General features: G+C 29.8%; 22 protein-coding genes. 8 read left to right on the top strand and 14 right to left on the bottom strand.

What is annotated here, in order from left to right:
• Window positions 1-7: 7 nt before the first annotated feature.
• The 9 genes from Q0714_RS05400 to Q0714_RS05360 form a co-directional block, all read right to left on the bottom strand.
• Window positions 8-3199: an efflux RND transporter permease subunit gene (locus tag Q0714_RS05400; protein WP_298263320.1), complete on the bottom strand. Its 3192-nt coding sequence runs from the start codon at window positions 3197-3199 to the stop codon at window positions 8-10.
• A gap of 2 nt (window positions 3200-3201) precedes the next feature.
• The gene (locus tag Q0714_RS05395; RefSeq protein ID WP_298263319.1) at window positions 3202-4272 is read right to left on the bottom strand and encodes an efflux RND transporter periplasmic adaptor subunit; all 1071 of its coding nucleotides are present in this window, start codon (window positions 4270-4272) and stop codon (window positions 3202-3204) included.
• 33 nt (window positions 4273-4305) lie between these two features.
• Complete coding sequence (locus tag Q0714_RS05390; RefSeq protein WP_298263317.1) at window positions 4306-5616, bottom strand: TolC family protein; 1311 nt, start codon at window positions 5614-5616, stop codon at window positions 4306-4308.
• A 164-nt stretch (window positions 5617-5780) separates the two neighbouring features.
• Window positions 5781-6815, bottom strand: a complete 1035-nt coding sequence (locus Q0714_RS05385) for an AI-2E family transporter (protein WP_298263315.1) — start codon at window positions 6813-6815, stop codon at window positions 5781-5783.
• A gap of 36 nt (window positions 6816-6851) precedes the next feature.
• Window positions 6852-7703 (bottom strand): TerC family protein, encoded by an 852-nt coding sequence (locus tag Q0714_RS05380; RefSeq protein WP_298263313.1) that lies wholly within the window; start codon window positions 7701-7703, stop codon window positions 6852-6854.
• Between the two features lie 3 nt (window positions 7704-7706).
• The gene (locus tag Q0714_RS05375) at window positions 7707-8078 is read right to left on the bottom strand and encodes a hypothetical protein (protein WP_298263311.1); all 372 of its coding nucleotides are present in this window, start codon (window positions 8076-8078) and stop codon (window positions 7707-7709) included.
• A gap of 10 nt (window positions 8079-8088) precedes the next feature.
• The gene (purB, locus tag Q0714_RS05370; RefSeq protein WP_298263310.1) at window positions 8089-9432 is read right to left on the bottom strand and encodes an adenylosuccinate lyase; all 1344 of its coding nucleotides are present in this window, start codon (window positions 9430-9432) and stop codon (window positions 8089-8091) included.
• A gap of 58 nt (window positions 9433-9490) precedes the next feature.
• Complete coding sequence (locus Q0714_RS05365; protein WP_298263309.1) at window positions 9491-10060, bottom strand: adenylosuccinate lyase; 570 nt, start codon at window positions 10058-10060, stop codon at window positions 9491-9493.
• Window positions 10053-10178, bottom strand: a complete 126-nt coding sequence (locus tag Q0714_RS05360) for a hypothetical protein (protein WP_298263307.1) — start codon at window positions 10176-10178, stop codon at window positions 10053-10055. The genes Q0714_RS05365 and Q0714_RS05360 overlap by 8 nt, the downstream gene beginning before the upstream one ends.
• A 64-nt stretch (window positions 10179-10242) precedes the next feature.
• Here Q0714_RS05360 and Q0714_RS05355 point away from each other — a divergent pair, with 64 nt between their 5' ends.
• From Q0714_RS05355 to Q0714_RS05320, 8 genes are all read left to right on the top strand, one after another.
• The gene (locus tag Q0714_RS05355; RefSeq protein ID WP_298263306.1) at window positions 10243-11229 is read left to right on the top strand and encodes a DUF1028 domain-containing protein; all 987 of its coding nucleotides are present in this window, start codon (window positions 10243-10245) and stop codon (window positions 11227-11229) included.
• Between the two features lie 4 nt (window positions 11230-11233).
• On the top strand, window positions 11234-11671 hold the full coding sequence (locus tag Q0714_RS05350; protein WP_298263305.1) for a heme-binding domain-containing protein: 438 nt from the start codon (window positions 11234-11236) through the stop codon (window positions 11669-11671).
• Entirely contained in the window at window positions 11672-12328 is a 657-nt protein-coding gene (locus Q0714_RS05345) for a toxin-antitoxin system YwqK family antitoxin (protein WP_298263303.1), read from the top strand.
• Window positions 12329-12380: 52 nt separating this feature from the next.
• Window positions 12381-13007 carry a carbonic anhydrase gene (locus tag Q0714_RS05340; RefSeq protein ID WP_298263302.1) on the top strand — a complete coding sequence of 209 codons (627 nt, stop codon included), beginning with the start codon at window positions 12381-12383 and terminating at the stop codon, window positions 13005-13007.
• An 8-nt stretch (window positions 13008-13015) separates the two neighbouring features.
• Entirely contained in the window at window positions 13016-13852 is an 837-nt protein-coding gene (locus Q0714_RS05335) for a sulfurtransferase (protein ID WP_298263301.1), read from the top strand.
• Window positions 13853-14075: 223 nt separating this feature from the next.
• Window positions 14076-14267, top strand: coding sequence for a cold shock domain-containing protein (locus tag Q0714_RS05330; RefSeq protein ID WP_298263299.1), 192 nt, complete (start codon window positions 14076-14078; stop codon window positions 14265-14267).
• A gap of 146 nt (window positions 14268-14413) precedes the next feature.
• Window positions 14414-15601, top strand: coding sequence for a tRNA 2-thiouridine(34) synthase MnmA (gene mnmA / locus Q0714_RS05325; protein WP_298263298.1), 1188 nt, complete (start codon window positions 14414-14416; stop codon window positions 15599-15601).
• Between the two features lie 27 nt (window positions 15602-15628).
• Window positions 15629-16564, top strand: a complete 936-nt coding sequence (locus Q0714_RS05320) for a nitronate monooxygenase (protein ID WP_298263297.1) — start codon at window positions 15629-15631, stop codon at window positions 16562-16564.
• Window positions 16565-16567: 3 nt separating this feature from the next.
• Here Q0714_RS05320 and Q0714_RS05315 read toward each other — a convergent pair whose 3' ends face one another.
• From Q0714_RS05315 to Q0714_RS05295, 5 genes are all read right to left on the bottom strand, one after another.
• Window positions 16568-16828 (bottom strand): DUF1456 family protein, encoded by a 261-nt coding sequence (locus tag Q0714_RS05315; protein ID WP_298263296.1) that lies wholly within the window; start codon window positions 16826-16828, stop codon window positions 16568-16570.
• Between the two features lie 39 nt (window positions 16829-16867).
• Complete coding sequence (locus tag Q0714_RS05310) at window positions 16868-17248, bottom strand: sulfite exporter TauE/SafE family protein (protein ID WP_363317302.1); 381 nt, start codon at window positions 17246-17248, stop codon at window positions 16868-16870.
• 1 nt (window position 17249) lies between these two features.
• Window positions 17250-18176 (bottom strand): lytic transglycosylase domain-containing protein, encoded by a 927-nt coding sequence (locus Q0714_RS05305; protein ID WP_298263295.1) that lies wholly within the window; start codon window positions 18174-18176, stop codon window positions 17250-17252.
• 72 nt (window positions 18177-18248) lie between these two features.
• Window positions 18249-18908: an alpha/beta hydrolase gene (locus Q0714_RS05300; RefSeq protein ID WP_298263294.1), complete on the bottom strand. Its 660-nt coding sequence runs from the start codon at window positions 18906-18908 to the stop codon at window positions 18249-18251.
• Window positions 18908-19558, bottom strand: a complete 651-nt coding sequence (locus Q0714_RS05295; protein WP_298263292.1) for a MarC family protein — start codon at window positions 19556-19558, stop codon at window positions 18908-18910. The genes Q0714_RS05300 and Q0714_RS05295 overlap by 1 nt, the downstream gene beginning before the upstream one ends.
• Window positions 19559-19563: the final 5 nt, after the last annotated feature.

Raw genomic sequence — 19563 nt, 5'->3', positions numbered from 1 at the left:
TTATTACTTAGTTTTGATGTTTGTGTTTTTCTGTCATATAATATACTAATGGTACCACCAAAAGAGTTAAAATTGTAGCAGTAATTGTTCCTCCCATTAAGGAAATTGCTAAACCTTGGAATATTGGGTCAAATAAAATGACAAATGCTCCAATTACTACTGTCCCAGCAGTTAATAAAATTGGAGTAGTTCTTACTGCTCCAGCTTCTATTACAGCTTGTTTTAAAGGAATCCCATCTTCTAAACGTAGTTCAATAAAATCTATTAATAATACTGAATTCCTCACCATGATACCTGCTAAAGCAATCATACCAATCATTGAAGTAGCAGTAAAAAACGCACCCATTAACCAATGACCTACTATAATACCTACAAGAGATAGTGGAATGGCAACAAGCATTACCAATGGTGCTTTAAAATTTTGGAACCAACCTACAATCAATAAATAAATTACAAAAATAGCTACAGCAAAGGCTGCACCTAAATCTCTAAATACTTCATAAGTAATTTGCCATTCACCGTCCCATTTTATAGTATAATTATCTTCGTGTGTAGGTTGCTGATTAAATGCTTCATTTAGAGAGTATCCCTCAGGAATAGTTATTTCGTTTAATCTATCACTCATATTTAAAATTCCATAAACAGGGCTTTCTAATTCTCCAGCCATATCGGCAAGAACATACACTACGCGTTTTTGATTTTTTCTATAAATAGCTTTATCAACAATTTTTTCTTCAACTTTTATTAAATCTCCAATAGGAATAGCTATTCCCATTTGTGAAATAACTTTTAGTTGTTTGAGGTCATTAATAGATGATTTTTCTTTTTCATCAATAGCTAAAACCACTCCAACTTGGTCATTGGCAGTTTCTTTGTATAAAGTTGAAATAGGCTGCTCTGAAAGAGCCATTTTTAGAGTTGCTACAACCTGTTGGGGTGCAACTCCATTTAGCATCGCTTTTTCTTTATCAACAACAAAATTAAATTCTTTTTGGTCTGCTTCAATCATATCATCAACATCAACAATATCACTTGTTGAAGACACAATTTGTCTGAGTTGTTTGGCTATTTTTATCTGCTCTTTGTAATCTGGTCCATAAACTTCTGCAACAATTGTTGAAAGCACAGGTGGTCCAGGAGGTACTTCAACTAATTTGATATTAGCATTGAATTTTTTTCCAATTAATTGAATATCAGTTCTTAGTTTTTTTACAACATCATGACTTTGTTCTGAGCGTTGAGATTTATCAATTAAGTTCACTTGAATGTCGGCAGTATTAGATCCTCCACGTAAATCGTAATGACGAACCAAGCCATTAAAGGTAATAGGTGCAGAAGTGCCTACAAAACTCTGATAGTTATCAACTTCAGGTCTTTGAGATAAATAATTTGCAATTTCTCTAGTTACTGCTGATGTTTTTTCAAGTGTTGTACCTTCAGGCATATCTATTACAACTTGAAATTCATTTTTATTATCAAAAGGCAACATTTTAACTGCTACACCTTTGGTATAAAATAAAGCCATTGAACCCAACAGAAGTAGTGTTGTAAAGCCTAAAAAAGCCCAACGTTTTTTTCTGTTTTCAATGAGAGGTTTTTCAAATTTATTATAAATTTTATAGATTTTAGAAGTTTCTAAACCTTGTTCTTCTTTTTCTTCTTGTTTGTCTTTTTCTCTTAAAATATAATATCCTAAATATGGAGTAATTGTTAAGGCTACAAATAAAGAAATAATCATAGCTAGCGAAGCTCCTATTGGCATTGGACTCATATATGGTCCCATTAAACCAGATACAAACGCCATTGGCAGTACAGATGCGATAACAGTAAATGTTGCTAAAATTGTTGGGTTACCAACTTCATTAATAGCATATAATGCAGCTTGTTTAAAAGGCAATCGTTTCATTTTAAAATGCCTATGCATATTTTCGGCAATAATAATGGAGTCGTCAACCACAATACCCGTAACAAATACTAATGCAAATAAGGTAATTCTATTTAAGGTGTAATCTAGCATATAATAGCTAAATAGAGTCATAGCGAAAGTTATAGGTACAGATAAAAACACTACCAATCCACCACGCCATCCCATAGCTAGCATAACTACTATGGTTACAGCAATAATAGATCCAAACAAGTGCATTAATAATTCTGATACTTTGTGTGAAGCTGTTTCACCATAATTTCTAGTAACAGTCATATGCACATCATCAGGAAGTAGGTTTTGTCTTAAATGCTCAACCTTTTCTAATATTTTTTCAGAAACTTTCATAGCATCAGCCCCTTTTCTTTTTCCTACAGAAATAGTTACTGCAGGGTATTCTGAGTGGTAGGTGTTAGAAAGTTCATTGGCTTTTCCGTAACCAAATGAAACATACTCTTTAGGTATTTCAGGTCCATCAGTAATAGTTGCTATTTGTTTAAGGTATATTGGCTTATTTTGTTGTACTCCAACAACTAAATTTTCAACATCTTTTACATTGCTTAAAAAATTACCAGTATTTATTAAATATTCTGTATTGTTTTGATCAAAACTACCTGAATTTAATTGTTGATTATTGACTTGAATTTTTTGAGTAATACTCAACAAATCTAAGCCGCTTTCTGCCATTTTATCTTTATCTAAAATCACACGAACTTGACGATTTCTACCTCCAATTTTTTTGGTAATAGCAACATCATTTATTTTTTCAATTTCACTAGTTAATTCACTAGCAATTTGTTTCAATTGGTAATCGTCATAATTTTCACTCCATAATGTTAACGCAAGCATAGGTACATCATCAATAGCTCTTGTTTTTACTAAAGGAATTGAAACTCCCTGAGGCATTTGATCCATATGCTTCATAATTTCGTTATAAAGCTTTACAAAAGAACGTTCAATATCTTCTCCTACATAAAATTGAACAATTAGCATAGCTTGTTCATTCATTGAAGTAGAGTACACATATTCTATTCCTTTGATATTAGAAACAATTTTTTCTAATGGTTTAATAACTCTAGACTCAACCTCTTGAGGGCTTGCGCCAGGATATTGTACAAAAATATCAGCTATAGGTACATCAATTTGAGGTTCTTCTTCTCGTGGAATTAAAAACGAACTATATATACCAATAACCATAAACATAATCATTAGTAAAACAGTAAGTTTTGAATTCATAAATACTTTGGCAATACTACCAGCTAATCCATCTTTCATAATTATTGAATTTGAAGTTTAGCACCATTTGTTAATTTACTTTTTGAAGACACTACAAATTGTTCGTCAACTGATAAGCCAGATAAAATTTCTGTTTTATCACCAAATTGTCTTCCTAAACGTAACCAACGTAATAAAGCTGTATTATTTTGACCAACTACATAGACTCCGGTTAGTTCACCTTTGTGAATTAAAGCATTTGTTGGAACTAATATTTTTGATGTAGTTGTGGTATTTTCTGTAGGAAACTGAATAGATGTAAACATCCCGGATAATAAATTAACTTCAGATTTATCTAACACTACTTTCACCAAGTACTGTCCTCCAGTATTTTTAGTTGAGGTACTTACTTCTGTAACTTTACCAGTTAGCTTTTGGTTGGTAGATTTTACAATTACTTGTACTGTAGTTCCAGTTTTTATACTTGTTATTTCAGATTCTGGAACCATTGCAATAACTTGAAAATTAGTTGGATTTTCAATACTTAACAAAGGTATTCCAGGGGTCGCCAGATCTCCTTTGTTAATAAATTTACCTGTAATTACACCGCTAAATGGAGCAGTAATATTTGAATAAGATAATTGTGCATTTACTTGATTTTTCATTTGATTAGCAGCTTCTAAGCGTGCTTTTGCCATTTGAAAGTTAGCAGTTATGTCATCCATTTCTTTTTGAGAAGCACTATTGGTTTCGAATAAAGATTTAAATCTATTATAATCTTTTTCAGCATTTTTATAAGCTGCAGTTGCTTCTGTAATTGAAGCATTGATTTGAGCTTTTTGAGCGGCAATATCTGCACTGTTTATGCTAATTAACAACTGTCCTTTTGTAACTTTTTGACCAACATTTACATGAATTTTAGTTACAAATCCCATCATTCGTGTACTAATATTTGCATTTTGTACGGCTTCAATTTTTCCACTTGCAGTAATAAAAGTTCCGTTTTCTGTTGAAGGAGTGCTAACAATTACACTTACGGTAGGTCTGTTATCTACAGTTTCTTTTTTACTTTCACCACAACTTGTTGTAACTATTAGAGTTAATATGGCTATAATTTGTATGGTATTTTTCATTGAGTGTATTTTTTAGAATAGTAATTTTTTAATTTATTTTGTTAAAAAAGCGACATAAGCTTTTGTGAAATTATAATTGTATACAGTTTGAAGATATTCTAATTCTTTTTGAAGATATTTTGTTTCTGATGTTAATAAATCAGACGATTTTTCTAATCCTTGCTTAAATCTATTTGTTCTAATGCGTAAGGCTTCTTTAGATTGTTCAACAGCCAAACTTGTTAATGCTAATTGATTTTCAATGTCTTTTAATTGTCTTTTAGCTTTATTATATTCTAACTGACTTTGATTTTTATATTTTGTTAAGTTAATTTCGGCTTTATCTAATTCAGCTTTACTTTTTTGGGTTTTACCTATACTTTTAAACCCATCAAAAACATTCCAAGATAATTGGGCGCCTATTAAATAACCTTTGGCATTGGTACCTAAAAATTTATCATCATATAGTTCATAAGTTCCAAAAGCATTTAATTTAGGTAAATAGCTTGCTTTATTAGCCTTGTGCATATTACTATAAGCTTCAGTACTTTTAGTCATCGCTTCAATATCAGCTCTGGTATTTGATAATTCATCGCTATAAATACCTAAATTAATTTCAGCAATTAACATGTCTGAAGGAACTAATGTTGAATTATTAGTTTCTCCCATTAAAAACCATAGATAATCTGAAGCATTTTTTACATTACTAGTTGCTTGTTGTAGTTTGTTTATAATCTCATTCACATGAACTTCTACTAATAAAATATCAGCTTTTTGAAGATAGCCTTGTAAAAAGTTATTTTCAGCAATTTTTTTATTTTCTAATGCAGCTTCTTTCGCCTTTTCTAAAACTTCAACAGCTTTATATGCAACTTGTAATTGCATATATGCTTTGGTAACTTCTAATTGAATGTATTCTTTTGTTCTTGTGCCTTGCAATTCAATAGCTATCATTTTTGCTTTTGCAGCCTTTCTCATAAAAATACCATCTGCATTAAAAATTGGCTGTTGCACTTCAATTTTAGTAGTGAAATTTTTTATTTCATCTGGATCATTTAATAATGCTGGATTAAAATCAGCCTGAGTTAAAATTTCTTGATTCAATTTAGAACCAAATGCCATTAAAGGATTAGTTGTGGAAATGCCTGTGTGTGAAATGTTAACATTAGGCAATAAAATTGAATTTGTTTGGTTGTACTCTGCTTTAGCAATAGTATAATCTTTTTCTGAAATTTTAATGGTTTGATTGTACTCCTCAACTTTAGAAATAATTTCATTTAAAGAAATAGAAACTTTTTCTTGCGCATTGATGAAGAAGCTATTAAAATTTAAAAAAAGAAATATGAATAGATATTTTCCTCGCATAGTTTTTGTTTTTTAGTTTATGCAAAAATACTTGAGGTGAAAAGGGTAGACCGTAATAAACATTACAAACATTTGTAACATTTATTGCACAATATTAAATTGTAAAATCTATAGTTTAAAGATACAAAATTATAAAGTGAAAAATAATTGTTTTTTCAAAAAATTTAATGTGTTCCAGATAAAAAACTTGCTAATAATTTGGTTTTAGGAAATTGCTCTAAAATAATTTTAATAAAAACGGTTAATGGAATGGCCATGATTAAACCAGGAATTCCCCAAATAAAGCCCCAAAGCATTAACATAACTAAAATGGTTATAATATTTATGGAGAATGATTTACCCATGAAAATAGGCTCTAATACACCACCAAATAGTACTTGAACTCCAGTAATTGTTACAATAAAAAAGAATAAGGTGCTTGTAGGGTCTAACTGAACAAATGCAAATAATGCTAATAAGATAACAGAAATAAATGATCCAATCATTTGAACAAAATTAATAACAAAAGCAAAAAGCCCCCAAAATATCGGAAACTTAATATCAAAAAACACACAAGCTAATCCAATACCAATACCTGTAAATAAGCTTATTAATATTTTAACTTTAATAAATTTTAATAAATCTTTTTCAATTTTCATAAAAGTTTTAACTGACGCAAACTTTTGTTTAAGAATAGTGTTGTTTAATAGCTTTTCAAAATTGATAGATTCAGCCAACCATAAAACAACAAAAAAAGCAGTCATTAGCGTCATAGAAAGGGTATTGCTAATAAATTCTAATGTGGAGCCAAAATTTTTTGAAATGTTTTCTTTTTGAAACAAATTAGAAAAAATATTTCCTTTATCACTAAAGTATTCTATTCCAAAAAACTGTTCAATTACGCTGAATAAATTGGTTAATTTGGTAGAAGCTTTTTGAATAAAAAAGTTATCAGCAGCTAAAATTTCTCTACTGGATAATTTAATAAGTTCTCCTCCAATTTTAAATATAACTCCAAAAATTAAGAGAATTACAAAAATACTGATGAATTTAGGAACATTTCTTTTGTTAAACCATCTCATTAGTGGTAAAAACAGCAATGCAATAAACATTGAAGCTATTAGAGGAATAAAAATAAAAGAAAGTATTTTTAGTAAATAAAAAATAAGGGGTATTACAATTACCAATAATAAAATATTAGTTGTTTTTCTATCGTTCATGTTTTTAGCGATGGTATCTTTTTATAATTCTTAAAATTAGTCGTTTAGCTTCTTGTCTTTTAATTTTTCATCAAGAATAGTAGAATTGTGAAGTTGAACAGGTTTTTTTCCTTTTTTCATTTTTAAATTCAAAAATTCTACAAATAGAGAGAAGAATATTGCAAAATATAAATAGCCTTTTGGTATGCTGTGTACCATATTTCCAAAAAATTCAAAATGCGCCAAATGCGAACCTTCAGCCAATAGCATAACCCCAATCAATAATAGAAAGGATAAACCTAAAATTTGAATTGTAGGATGTTCATTTACAAATTTACTTACTGGTCCAGCAAAAACAAGCATTATAATTATTGAAACTACAATAGCAATAATTATAATAACCATTCCTCCAAAATATCCAAATCCGGCAGGTGGATTGTCAAAACTTACCAAACCAATCGCAGTCAAAATACTATCAAAAGAAAATACCAAATCTAGCATTACAATTTGAATAATGGCATTTAAAACTGTAGTACTGGTTTTTACTTCTTTACCATTTACATCCCCTTCTAATTTGTGGTGAATTTCAGAAACACTTTTGTATAATAAGAAAATTCCTCCTGCAATTATAATTAAACTTTGTCCTGTGATTCCAGCTTTTAACCAAGAGGTGTCAACATGGACTAATACATTTTGTAGTTGAAGTACCCAAGAAATTCCAAATAACAAGCCAATACGAAAAACCATTGCTAGTAATAATCCTATATTTCTAGCTTTTGGTCTGTCTTTTTCTTCAAGTTTATTTGAAACTATTGAAATAAATACAATGTTGTCTATACCTAAAACAATTTCTAAAAAAACGAGTGTTAAAAGCGCTATCCATGTATCTGGTTGTAAAAATATTTCCATGAGCTAGTCAGCTATTTTAAAAATTTCACCTTTTTGAACAAAGTTAGAATGTCCAATTACAGCTTCAAATTCATAAGAATTTTTATTGATGTTTGTAATTTTAACATGTATTGGATCTTCATCTATAGCTGTTTTAGGGTGTAACATTTTTAAAGTATAATTAAAATTGTTTTTCCATAAAATACTTAAAGTATCTATTCTACCTTCATATTTTTCAATTTGAATAGTGTCATTCCTAATAACAATGGTTTTTCCATATCCTTTACCTTCAGGAATTTCAAACGTTCCTGTTTTAAAGCGATCCGCATTTAAAGGTTCATTTTTACAGCTTATAAAAAGTGTGAAAATTGAAATTATTAGTAGTGTCTTTTTCATATTTAATAGTTTAAATTCCAGTATAATTACTAGGGGTTATTTGTTTTAGCTCTGTTTTAATTTCGGTTGAAACATCTAAGCTGTCAATAAAATCAGCCATTGATTTTTGAGTGATTTTTTCATTAGTCCTTGTCAATCCTTTTAAAGCTTCATACGGGTTGGGATAGGCTTCTCTTCTTAAAATAGTTTGAATAGCTTCAGCAACCACCGCCCAATGATTTTCTAAATCTTCAGCAAATTTAGTTTCATTAATTAATAATTTGTTTAACCCCTTTAACGTAGAAGTAAACCCAATAATTGTATGTGCAAATGGAACTCCTACATTTCTTAGAACAGTAGAATCAGTTAAATCACGTTGTAAACGTGAAACTGGAAGCTTAGCAGCCAAATGCTCAAAAATAGCATTGGCAATTCCTAAGTTTCCTTCCGAGTTTTCAAAATCTATCGGATTCACTTTATGTGGCATTGCTGATGAACCAACTTCTCCTTTTTTAATTTTTTGTTTGAAATAGTCCATTGAAACATAGGTCCAAACATCTCTATTAAAGTCAATTAGTATAGTGTTAATGCGCTTTTGAGCGTCAAAAATACCCGCTAAATGATCGTAATGTTCAATTTGTGTTGTAGGAAACGAATGATGCAGTCCTAATATTTTTTCAACAAAGTGAGTTCCAAAAGCTTTCCAATCAATAGTTGGATAAGCAACTTTATGGGCATTAAAATTACCAGTAGCACCACCAAATTTAGCTGCGTATGGTATATTTTGCAATTGTGTTATTTGTTGTTCAATGCGTTCAATAAACACCAAAATCTCTTTTCCTAATCGAGTAGGTGAAGCAGGTTGTCCGTGTGTACGAGCTAACATTGGAACATTAGCCCATTCAGCAGCTAAACCTCTTAATTTTTCTAATAGTATAGCTAATTCAGGATAATAAACAGCGTCAAATGCATCGTTTATAGATAATGGAACTGAAGTGTTATTTATGTCTTGAGAAGTTAAACCAAAATGGATAAACTCTTTATATTGCTTAAGATTTAAGCTGTCAAATTTTTCTTTTATAAAATATTCAACAGCTTTTACATCATGATTAGTAATGCCTTCAATATCTTTAATTTTTTGAGCATCTTTTGAAGTGAAATTTTTATAAATATTTCTCAGCTCATTAAAGAGATTGGTGTTGAAATTTGCTAATTGTGGTAGCGGAATTTCACACAATGCAATAAAATATTCAATTTCTACTTTTACTCTGTATTTTATAAGTGCTTCTTCTGAAAAAAAAGGAGCTAAACTTTCTACTTTACTTCTGTATCTTCCATCAATTGGAGATATGGCATTTAAATTTGTTAAAGACATTTTTTAGTTTTGTGTTGAAAAATGCAAAATTAATGAATATTAGCCAAAATAAGTAGTTTTATTTTTTGTTTATCAAGGCTAAAGTAATCTTGCCTCTTGCTTTGTATGCTGCTGTTTCTTTTGCCATGTTTTGTTGGATTATTAATTTTAATTCTTCGTGAACCCAATCATAGTTTTTTCCAAATAAAAATAAAGTAGTCATTGTATACGCTTTTACTGCAACTTTATGATTGCTAATCATCCAATCAAAACCTGTTTCAATTATTTGATCAATATGTTTTGAATTCAATTTTGTTTTTATCACTGAATCTTTTTTTGTGTTATAGGCAATGGCTAAAAAATTACAAATTTTTGCAACCGGCCTAACAGCACTATCAAAAGTTACTTTACTAATGTTTTCAGTGAAATAGCTTAAATGAGGTGCTAACCATTCTAATTTTTGTTCGCAAACAAATTCTAAAACCCAAGCAGCTTTAATGGAAGTTTTAGCTGTTACATCAAAAACTAATTCAAGTAAAAACTTAAAAAGATTGGGGTTTTCTATTACCAAATTGGCAACTCGTAATCTATTTACTCTTTTAGCATTTTGAATGTTTTCTAATTGTTGAATTAAATAATCCTTATCCATTCTTCTTTTTCTTATCTTTTTTAGGAGAAAGTTTAATCATTAAATAAACAAAAGCAATTAGCACATGTAAAATAACAATTGCCATAATGGTATAAAACCAAAAATTTGAAATACCCATAATTAAATTTTGTGATTAAATTTATAAAAGAAAGTAATATCTTTAATGTTTAAAATAAAAAAATATGAAATTTTTAAGAGTGTTTATGGTTATTTTCTTTTTTGGAAGTAACCTTTTTGGGCAACAGGTATTTTCCAAAAAAGAACCATTTGCTCACACGTATTCAATTGTGGCAAGAGATACAGTAACAGGAGAAATGGGAGTGGCAGTTCAATCAAATTGGTTTTCTGTTGGAAGTTTAGTTGTTTGGGGTAAAGCAGGTGTTGGTGTGGTTGCCACACAATCTTTTATAAATCCTTCTTTTGGTCCAAGAGGATTGGCATTGTTAGAAAATGGATTAACCCCAGCTTTAGCAGTAAAAGCATTGTTAGAATTAGATGAAGGACGTGAAGTAAGGCAGTTAGCTATTTTAGACGTTCAAGGAAATGTAGAGGCTTATACAGGTAAAAATTGTATTGATGCAGCTGGACATATTGTTGGTGATAATTTTTCAGTTCAAGCAAATCTAATGGATAAAAATACGGTTTGGCCTGCTATGGCTGAAGCATTCAAAAAATCTAAAGGTAGTTTAGCAGAAAGAATGTTAATTGCAATGGAAGCTGCTCAAAATGAGGGAGGAGATATTAGAGGAAAGCAATCTGCAGCAATTTTAGTCGTTAAAGGAGAGAGTACAGGTCATAGTTGGGAAGACACAGTTGTTGATTTAAGGGTTGAAGATCACAAAAATCCACTGCAAGAAATGAAAAGGTTACTTACAATTCATAAAGCATATGATTTTATGAATAAGGGTGATTTAGCCGTAGAAAGCGGAGATAATATATTGGCTAAACAACAATATATGAATGCACAAAAGTTGAATCCTAATAATTTAGAAATGAAATATTGGTATGCAATTACTTTGGCCAATAATGGAGAAATGGAGGAAGCAAAGTCAATTTTAAAAAATATTTTTCAAAAAAATAAAAAATGGAAAGAGTTAACACCTAGGTTAGTAAAACCTAAATTGTTGACTATCTCAAAAACAGAATTACAAGAAATTTTAAATCTATAAAAAAATGAAAAAAGTACTATTAATTATGTTGGTTTTAGTGGTTGTTATGCAATTTATTCGTCCAGAAAAAAACAATTCTAAAGATTATACTAATGATATCTCAACGGTTGTTGATGTTCCTAATGATGTGCAAGAAATATTAAAAACTTCTTGTGCTGATTGTCATTCAAACAATACTGTTTATCCTTGGTATAGTGAAATTGCGCCTGTATCTTGGTATTTGGCATCGCACGTAAATGATGGGAAAAAACATTTAAATTTTTCTGAATGGACATCATATAATCAAAATCAGCAAAGCCATATTAAAAAAGACTTAGAAGAAGTAATGGAAGAAAATGAAATGCCATTAAAAAGTTATTTGATTGTTCATAAAGATGCTAAATTATCGGCAAAACAACATGAAATTTTATCGAATTGGATACAGACTATTAATGTAAAATAAATGAAATTTAAATACGCTTATCTGTTATTATTTTGTGGAGTTTTTATTGTTTCTGCTCAAGAAAAAATCAATCAATTTGATGCCAATGGAAAAAGAACAGGAGTTTGGAAAAAGTATTATGCAAATAAACGTTTACGCTACCAAGGTCAATTTGAAGGAGGAAAAGAAGTAGGAGAATTTAAATTTTACAGCGCTCAAAACTCAGAGCACCCCATATCTATAAAAATATTTCAAGAAAACAGTGCAATCTCAATAGTAAAGTTTTTTACTATAAAAGGTGTTTTGGAAAGTGAAGGGCAACTTAATCAAAAAAATAGGATAGGAAAATGGGTATTTTATCATAAGGATGGTAAAACCATGCTCTCGGAAGAATTTTATGTAGATGGTTTATTAGAAGGAGTCTCGAAAACTTATTTTGAAAATGGAAAAATTGCCGAAATTCTAAACTATAAACAAGGTAAATTGCAGGGTAACGTTAAAAGGTATTCGGATACAGGAGTTTTATTAGATGATTTAAATTATGAAGATGGTAAGCGTCAAGGAATTGCTAAGTTTTATAATATAAAAGGAAAGTTAATTTATACTGGAAGTTATAAAAATGATGAAAAAGTAGGTAAGTGGAAATATTTTGAAGATGTAAAAAAATTAAAACAATAATCATATATTGCGCCTAATTTTAAAAGCAAATTAACAACAAAACTAATAGAAATTGGATATATCAAAAATTTTTTCAAATAATAGAGCTTGGATTGCTGAAAGGCTTAGTGGAGATAAGGATTATTTTACTAATTTAGGGAAAGGGCAGAGCCCAGAGATTTTATATATTGGTTGTTCAGACAGTAGAGTTTCTTCTGAAGATTTAATGGGTGTGCAGCCAGGAGATGTATTTGTTCATAGAAATATTGCAAATATGGTTCCTAATACCGATTTGAATGTAATGTCTGTAATAAATTATGCGGTAATTCATTTAAAAGTTAAGCATGTAGTTGTGTGTGGTCATTATTCTTGTGGAGGTGTTAAAGCAGCTATGCAATCTAAAGACTTGGGTTTGTTAAACCCTTGGTTACGTAATATTAGAGATGTATACAGGTTGCATAAGGTTGAGCTAGATAAAATTGAATGTGAAGATAAAAAATATGATAGATTGGTAGAACTAAATGTGCAGGAACAATGTATCAATGTTTTAAAAACCGCAGATGTTCAACAAGCAATTAGAGAGCGTAATATTACTGTTCATGGCTGGGTTTGGGATATCCATACAGGTGAGTTGATAGATTTAAAAATTGATTTCAATAAAATACTGAAAGATATTAGAGAAATATATGACCTTTTTTAAAATAATTTATGAAAATTGAACCACTTGTATCAGTAGCTTGGTTATTTAAAAATATTGAAAACCCTAATTTAATAATATTAGATGCCAGTCCAAAAGAGAATAAATCTAACTTAATTCCTAAATATACCGATATAAGAATTAAAGGTGCTAGAATGTTTGATATGGAGACTACTTTTTTAGACAAAAAAAGTGCCATACCAAATATGATACCTTCAGAAGAGGTTTTTACCAAAAAATGTAGAGTGTTGGGGATTAACAATGAAAGTATTATTGTTGTTTATGATAATTTGGGAATTTACACAAGCCCAAGAGCTTGGTGGATGTTTAGAGTAATGGGGCATAAAAAAGTTGCTGTTTTAAATGGCGGGTTGGATGCTTGGATGAAAGAAGATTTTCCTGTTGAATCTATTTCAGAAATTACAAATAATAAAGGTAATTTTAAAGCGAATTATCAACCAAATTTGGTGAAAGACTCATCTTTTTTAGTTAATAACATCAAACAAAAAACACATTTGGTAATTGATGCAAGGTCTGTTGATAGGTATAAAGGAAATGTGCCTGAACCTAGAGAAAACATGGCTAGTGGTCATATTCCAAATTCGCTAAATTTACATTTTAAAAATGTTTTAGATAACGACGGTAAAATGAAGTCTAAGAATGAATTGTTGACAATTTTTCAACAATTTACAATTAAAAACCAGCCTCTAATTTTTACATGTGGTTCGGGTGTTACAGCTAGTATTTTATTATTGGCAAGTGAAATTGCGTTAGAAAACAACAAGTCGTTATATGATGGTTCTTGGGCAGAATGGGGGCAATTAGGGAAGTTTCCTATAGAAAATTAAAATCCTTTTTTTGATTTCATAATCAAATGAATATTTTTTTGCTTCTTTCTTTGTTTAAATTTTGAATAGTGTTTTCCATTACCTCACTTGCACTTTATTCAACTATTATTACAAAAATATTTTAAATCAAGAGGTTATAAAAAAAATAATAATTTATAAAACATCAGTTATGAAATTAAATTCATTATCTTTGTAATCAATATAATATTTTAAATTTTTAACAATGAGTAAAGGAACAGTAAAATTCTTCAATGAAACTAAAGGATTTGGATTCATTAAAGAAGAAGGTTCAAACAAAGAACATTTTGTCCACATTTCTGGATTAATCGATGAAATTCGTGAAGGTGATGAGGTAGAATTCGATTTACAGGAAGGTAAAAAAGGAATGAACGCAGTAAATGTAAAAGTTATTTAATATATACTTACAACCTTTTTTTGTTAAGCCTATCAATATTTTTATTGATAGGCTTTTTTCATTCTTGTACATTATACTTTCATATTTAAAATTAACTTTTTGAACCTAAAAGTTAATCGTATCTTTGCATACTTAAAATGGTTTAAATGAAAAGAGTTATTGTAGGTCTTTCTGGAGGTGTAGATAGTAGCGTAGCAGCATACCTTTTAAAGGAGCAAGGTTATGAAGTTGTTGGTTTGTTTATGAAAAATTGGCATGATGATTCTGTTACTATTTCTAACGAATGTCCTTGGTTAGAAGATAGTAATGATGCTATGATTGTTGCAGATAAATTAGGAATCCCTTTTCAAGTTGTTGATTTAAGTGAACAATATAAAGAACGCATAGTAGATTATATGTTTAATGAATATGAAAAAGGAAGAACTCCCAATCCAGATGTGTTATGTAATAGAGAAATTAAATTTGATGTTTTTTTAAAAATCGCATTAGATTTAGGAGCTGATTATGTTGCCACTGGGCATTATTGTAGAAAAGGAGAAGAAGTAATAAATAATGAAAAAGTATACAAATTAATAGCAGGGAAAGATGGTAATAAAGATCAATCTTATTTTTTATGTCAACTTTCACAACAACAATTATCCAAAGCATTATTTCCAATAGGAGAATTAACGAAGCCCGAAGTTAGAAAAATAGCAGCTGAACAAGACTTAATTACCGCTGATAAAAAAGACTCTCAAGGACTTTGCTTTATAGGTAAGGTACGTTTACCCGAATTTTTGCAACAAAAATTACAGCCAAAAGAAGGAGTTATAGTTCAAATACCTAAAAATTCACCTTTATATAAAAGAGAAATACCAGTTTTTAACTCCAAAGAAGATGAGTTAAAATTTTATGCTAAAAAAATTACTTACTCATTAACTGATGGTAAAATTGTTGGTAAACATCAAGGAGCTCATTATTTTACCAAAGGTCAACGAAAAGGATTGGCTGTTGGAGGAACCAAAGAACCATTATTTGTTATTGATACAGATGTTAATGACAATGTAATATATACAGGTGAAGGTAAACATCACCAAGGATTGTATAGAAATGTACTTTTTGTTTCTAATGAAGAATTGCATTGGATAAGACAAGATTTAGCACTGAAAGATACTGAAACTATGAAAGTAAAAGCTCGAATTAGATATAGACAAGCGCTAGAAGAGGCTACTTTATATAAAGTTAAAGAAGGCTTATATGTAGAGTTTCAAAACATGCAATCTGCAATTACAGAAGGCCAATTTGTAGCTTGGTATGTTAATAATGAGCTTTTAGGTTCGGGTGTTATTGCTTAAATGACGTTTAAATTCAGAAAAAATAAAATGAAAAATTGTGTCACAAATCTTTTTAATATTAAATACCCTGTTATACAAGCAGGTATGGTATGGAATAGTGGATGGAAACTAGCTTCAGCAGTTAGTAATGCTGGAGGATTAGGGTTGATTGGTGCAGGGTCTATGTATCCAGAAGTTTTAAGAGAGCATATTCAAAAATGCCAAAAAGCAACAACGAAACCTTTTGGGGTTAATGTACCAATGCTATATCCTAATATTGAAGAAATTATAGAGATAATTATAAATGAAGGAGTTAAAATTGTGTTTACTTCGGCAGGTAACCCTAAAACGTGGACTTCTTATTTGAAAAAAAATGGAATAACAGTAGTACATGTGGTGAGTAGTGTAAAATTTGCTGTAAAATCTGAAGAAGCAGGGGTAGATGCTGTTGTAGCAGAAGGTTTTGAAGCTGGAGGTCATAATGGTAGAGAAGAAACAACAACTTTTACATTGATTCCTATGGTGAAAGAAAAGTTAACCATACCAGTAATAGCCGCAGGAGGTATTGCAACTGGTAGAGGAATGTTAGCGGCCATGGTTTTAGGAGCAGATGCTGTTCAAATTGGAAGTAGATTTGTTGCAAGTGATGAATCTTCAGCTCATATCAATTTTAAAAATGAAGTTGTTAAAACTAAAGATGGTGATACGCATTTAACGCTAAAAGAATTGGCTCCAGTTCGTTTAATAAAAAATAAATTTTATGAGGAATTACAAGAATTGTATTCACAAAACCCTACAATTGAACAATTAAAAGAGAAATTAGGTAGGGCTAGGGCAAAGAAAGGAATGTTTGAAGGTGATTTAGCAGATGGGGAATTAGAGATTGGTCAAATTGCTGGTCTAATTCATGAGATAAAACCTGCCGCTGAAATTTTAAATGAAATTATAACCGAATTTGAAGAAGTGAAAAAAAGTTGGTGTTAAACACTACTTCTTCTTAACTATAGGATTAGGACTTTTTGGAGGCATTGGACCTCTTAAATGGATAATTAGACCATTTAAAAAATTTCGTAGAATTTGGTCTCCACATTCCATATATTTTTCGTGATTTTCATTTCTAAAAATAGCACCCAATTCACTTTTAGTAACTTTAAAATCTACTAATTCACATATTTTTACAATATCTGTGTCCCTTAATTTATGTGCTACACGTAATTTTTTAAAAATGTCATTGTTTGATAATCCCATTGGACAAAGATACTTTTTTTAATGTTGAATTGAAGATTTTTATTTTGAGAAAATTAATTTAATAGCTACCACAAGCATCATTACACCAAATATTTTTTTTAACATTCGTTGATCTATTTGTAAAGCTAATTTAGAGCCAATAAAACCGCCAATAATAAATAATGTAGAAACAATTAATGCTACTTTCCAATCGATACTTCCACCACCAGCTTTATGGTAATTATAAACAGCTAAAAAAGTTACTGGTGGCAGCATAACCGCTAAGCTTAAACCCTGAGCGTTATGTTGTGTTAAGCCCAAGAATAGAACAAATAAAGGAACCATAATAATACCACCACCAACACCAACTAAGCCACTTAAAATCCCAGCTAATAAGCCTATAAAAATTAGAGTAATAATGGTTGTTAAGGTCATTTTCATATTAAATTTCAGCAGGAACTTTTATTTGATATAACTTACCAGATTTGTTATTTAAATGGTTTTCTCGTAGCCAAGGATTGTGTAGTTTTAAAATTTTATAATTAATTCCTAACTCTTTAGAAAATTGTGCAATGTCAGTAATTGCAGAATCAACTTCTATTAATTTAATAGGCTCTAATTTATATAAATCTTCTTCGTCAAAAATAAATCCATATTTTTTAGGGTTGGATAAAATTTCTTTTACAGCAACCATTCTTGGGATATATCTCTTTGTTTCTTCAGCTAACAATAAATCGTAATAATCTGTTACTTTTTGTTGTTCTACTTTTCTTGCAATACCACTTTTTCCTGCGTTATATGCAGCGGCAGCCATTGTCCAACTTCCAAAGTGTTCTTTAGCATCTTTTAAGTATTTACAAGCAACTTGTGTTGCCTTTTCAAGATGGTATCTTTCATCTACATTATTGTTAACTTCTAAACCATTTTCTCTAGCGGTATTTCTCATGATTTGCCAAAAACCTTTAGCGCCAGCTGGAGATGTTACATTTTGAAGACCACTTTCTATTACCGCCAAATATTTAAAATCATTAGGAATACCATTTTTCTTTAAAATAGGCTCTATAATTGGAAAATATTTATGGGCTCTTTTAAACAAAAGTAATCCATTTGATTGCCAATAAGTATTAACCAATAATTCTCTATCTACGCGCTCTCTAATATCTTCTTTTTCAATAGGGACTCTTTCTCCTGCAAATTCTAAATTTTGAGGTATTTTTAGAGCTCTAATTTGATAGGTTTCACTGGTGTTTTTATCATTTTCAACTGCTTCTGTAGGGGTTTTATTGTAATTGCTTTTAGTCGCAAAAATAAATAAAGAGCTCACTAAAATAATAGCTAATAAACCTGTTAGTTTAATTGAATTTTTCATGATAGTATTAATTTAAGAGGGTAAATTACAAATAAATTTAAACTTAATGAAGAGGTGGTTCTATTTTAACAATTAAAGTATATCTGTGATAATTTTAGAAATTCTTTTAGCTTTAGTTAAAATCATAATATGAGTTCCATTGGGTATAGAAATACAATTACTAATATTTTTTATTGGAAAAATATGATCCTTTTCACCTTGAATATGTATGATATTTTTTGGAGAAGTTTTTTGTTTCCAATTTAAAACATTAAACACAGCCCACTTTAAATACTTTTCATCTCTTACAGAAAGGTATTCTTGATATAACTTAACTCTTTTTTTAGCAAATTCACCAAAAGCAAAGACCGAAAAAGCTTCAATATTGGATATAGCCTTAGCAGGAAAAAGTTTATAAGCTTTTGTTTTTTGAATAAGTTTTAACCTTTTTGGTAATTCATCGGAAGATTTAATACTTGATATGATGATTATTTTTTTTGGACGCAAAAATTTGCTGATTTCTTGTACTAAAATTCCTCCAAACGAAACACCAATTAAAACTGGATTAGCCTCAGTAACTAATTCAGACATTCTTTTGGCGTAATCTTCAAGTTTTTCTTTTTCCGATAATGGTAAAATCCATTCTAAATAATGCAGTTCAACTTTATTTTTTGGAAAAATTAAGTTGTTGAATATTTTAGGGCTCGCAGCTAGGCCAGGCATTAAATAAATATGTGTTATTGTATTGCTCATTAACCATTTAATATTCCTATTATGATAGGTTTTAATCCGCTAAAGAAAAATTCTACAGCAATTACCATTACAATTAAACCCATTAAGCGCATCATTACTTTATTACCTGTAGAACCTAATCTTTCTGTAATTTTACTTGCTCCAATTAGTACCAAATAGGTGATTAATAAAACAATAGCTATTACTAATACTAATGCAATTTTTTGAGTAATATTTACAGCGTCTTCCATTAAAATAATAGCATTTGTAATTGCTCCTGGACCACAAATCATAGGTATAGCTAGAGGTGTAATTGAAATATCTTCCACATAAGCATCAATTTTATCTTCATCTTTATTGTGTTTAATATTACCTAATCTAGCTTGAAGCATATCCCAACCCATCATAAAAAAGATAATTCCTCCAACTACTCTAAAACTATTAACTGAAATACCAAAAAAATTAAATAAAATTTGACCTGAAAATGCAAATGCAATAATGGTGAAAAATGCCACAATGGTAGCTTTTTTTGCAGTTTGCTTACGGTGTTGTTTGCTTAATGAAGAAGTCATCGTCATAAAAATAGGCATAGTACCTAATGGATTTATAATGGTGAAAAATGCTGTAAAAGCTAATAAAGTAAACGTATATAAATCAGTTACAACTGTCATAGTTT

It is taken from the genome of uncultured Lutibacter sp., from assembly GCF_947493565.1.
In the GTDB taxonomy this organism is placed as follows: Bacteria; Bacteroidota; Bacteroidia; order Flavobacteriales; family Flavobacteriaceae; genus Lutibacter; species Lutibacter aestuarii.
The sequence above is the reverse complement of the archived record's forward strand: the minus strand, read 5'-3'. Positions and strand labels throughout refer to the sequence as shown.

Excerpts from the sequence above, each read along its gene's own strand:
- Q0714_RS05400 (WP_298263320.1), bottom strand. The coding sequence starts at position 3,199 with ATGAAAGATGGATTAGCTGGTAGTATTGCCAAAGTATTTATGAATTCA.
- Q0714_RS05395 (WP_298263319.1), bottom strand. The coding sequence starts at position 4,272 with ATGAAAAATACCATACAAATTATAGCCATATTAACTCTAATAGTTACA.
- Q0714_RS05390 (WP_298263317.1), bottom strand. The coding sequence starts at position 5,616 with ATGCGAGGAAAATATCTATTCATATTTCTTTTTTTAAATTTTAATAGC.
- Q0714_RS05385 (WP_298263315.1), bottom strand. The coding sequence starts at position 6,815 with ATGAACGATAGAAAAACAACTAATATTTTATTATTGGTAATTGTAATA.
- Q0714_RS05380 (WP_298263313.1), bottom strand. The coding sequence starts at position 7,703 with ATGGAAATATTTTTACAACCAGATACATGGATAGCGCTTTTAACACTC.
- Q0714_RS05375 (WP_298263311.1), bottom strand. The coding sequence starts at position 8,078 with ATGAAAAAGACACTACTAATAATTTCAATTTTCACACTTTTTATAAGC.
- purB (WP_298263310.1), bottom strand. The coding sequence starts at position 9,432 with ATGTCTTTAACAAATTTAAATGCCATATCTCCAATTGATGGAAGATAC.
- Q0714_RS05365 (WP_298263309.1), bottom strand. The coding sequence starts at position 10,060 with ATGGATAAGGATTATTTAATTCAACAATTAGAAAACATTCAAAATGCT.
- Q0714_RS05360 (WP_298263307.1), bottom strand. The coding sequence starts at position 10,178 with ATGGGTATTTCAAATTTTTGGTTTTATACCATTATGGCAATTGTTATT.
- Q0714_RS05355 (WP_298263306.1), top strand. The coding sequence starts at position 10,243 with ATGAAATTTTTAAGAGTGTTTATGGTTATTTTCTTTTTTGGAAGTAAC.
- Q0714_RS05350 (WP_298263305.1), top strand. The coding sequence starts at position 11,234 with ATGAAAAAAGTACTATTAATTATGTTGGTTTTAGTGGTTGTTATGCAA.
- Q0714_RS05345 (WP_298263303.1), top strand. The coding sequence starts at position 11,672 with ATGAAATTTAAATACGCTTATCTGTTATTATTTTGTGGAGTTTTTATT.
- Q0714_RS05335 (WP_298263301.1), top strand. The coding sequence starts at position 13,016 with ATGAAAATTGAACCACTTGTATCAGTAGCTTGGTTATTTAAAAATATT.
- Q0714_RS05330 (WP_298263299.1), top strand. The coding sequence starts at position 14,076 with ATGAGTAAAGGAACAGTAAAATTCTTCAATGAAACTAAAGGATTTGGA.
- mnmA (WP_298263298.1), top strand. The coding sequence starts at position 14,414 with ATGAAAAGAGTTATTGTAGGTCTTTCTGGAGGTGTAGATAGTAGCGTA.
- Q0714_RS05320 (WP_298263297.1), top strand. The coding sequence starts at position 15,629 with ATGAAAAATTGTGTCACAAATCTTTTTAATATTAAATACCCTGTTATA.
- Q0714_RS05315 (WP_298263296.1), bottom strand. The coding sequence starts at position 16,828 with ATGGGATTATCAAACAATGACATTTTTAAAAAATTACGTGTAGCACAT.
- Q0714_RS05310 (WP_363317302.1), bottom strand. The coding sequence starts at position 17,248 with ATGAAAATGACCTTAACAACCATTATTACTCTAATTTTTATAGGCTTA.
- Q0714_RS05305 (WP_298263295.1), bottom strand. The coding sequence starts at position 18,176 with ATGAAAAATTCAATTAAACTAACAGGTTTATTAGCTATTATTTTAGTG.
- Q0714_RS05300 (WP_298263294.1), bottom strand. The coding sequence starts at position 18,908 with ATGAGCAATACAATAACACATATTTATTTAATGCCTGGCCTAGCTGCG.
- Q0714_RS05295 (WP_298263292.1), bottom strand. The coding sequence starts at position 19,558 with ATGACAGTTGTAACTGATTTATATACGTTTACTTTATTAGCTTTTACA.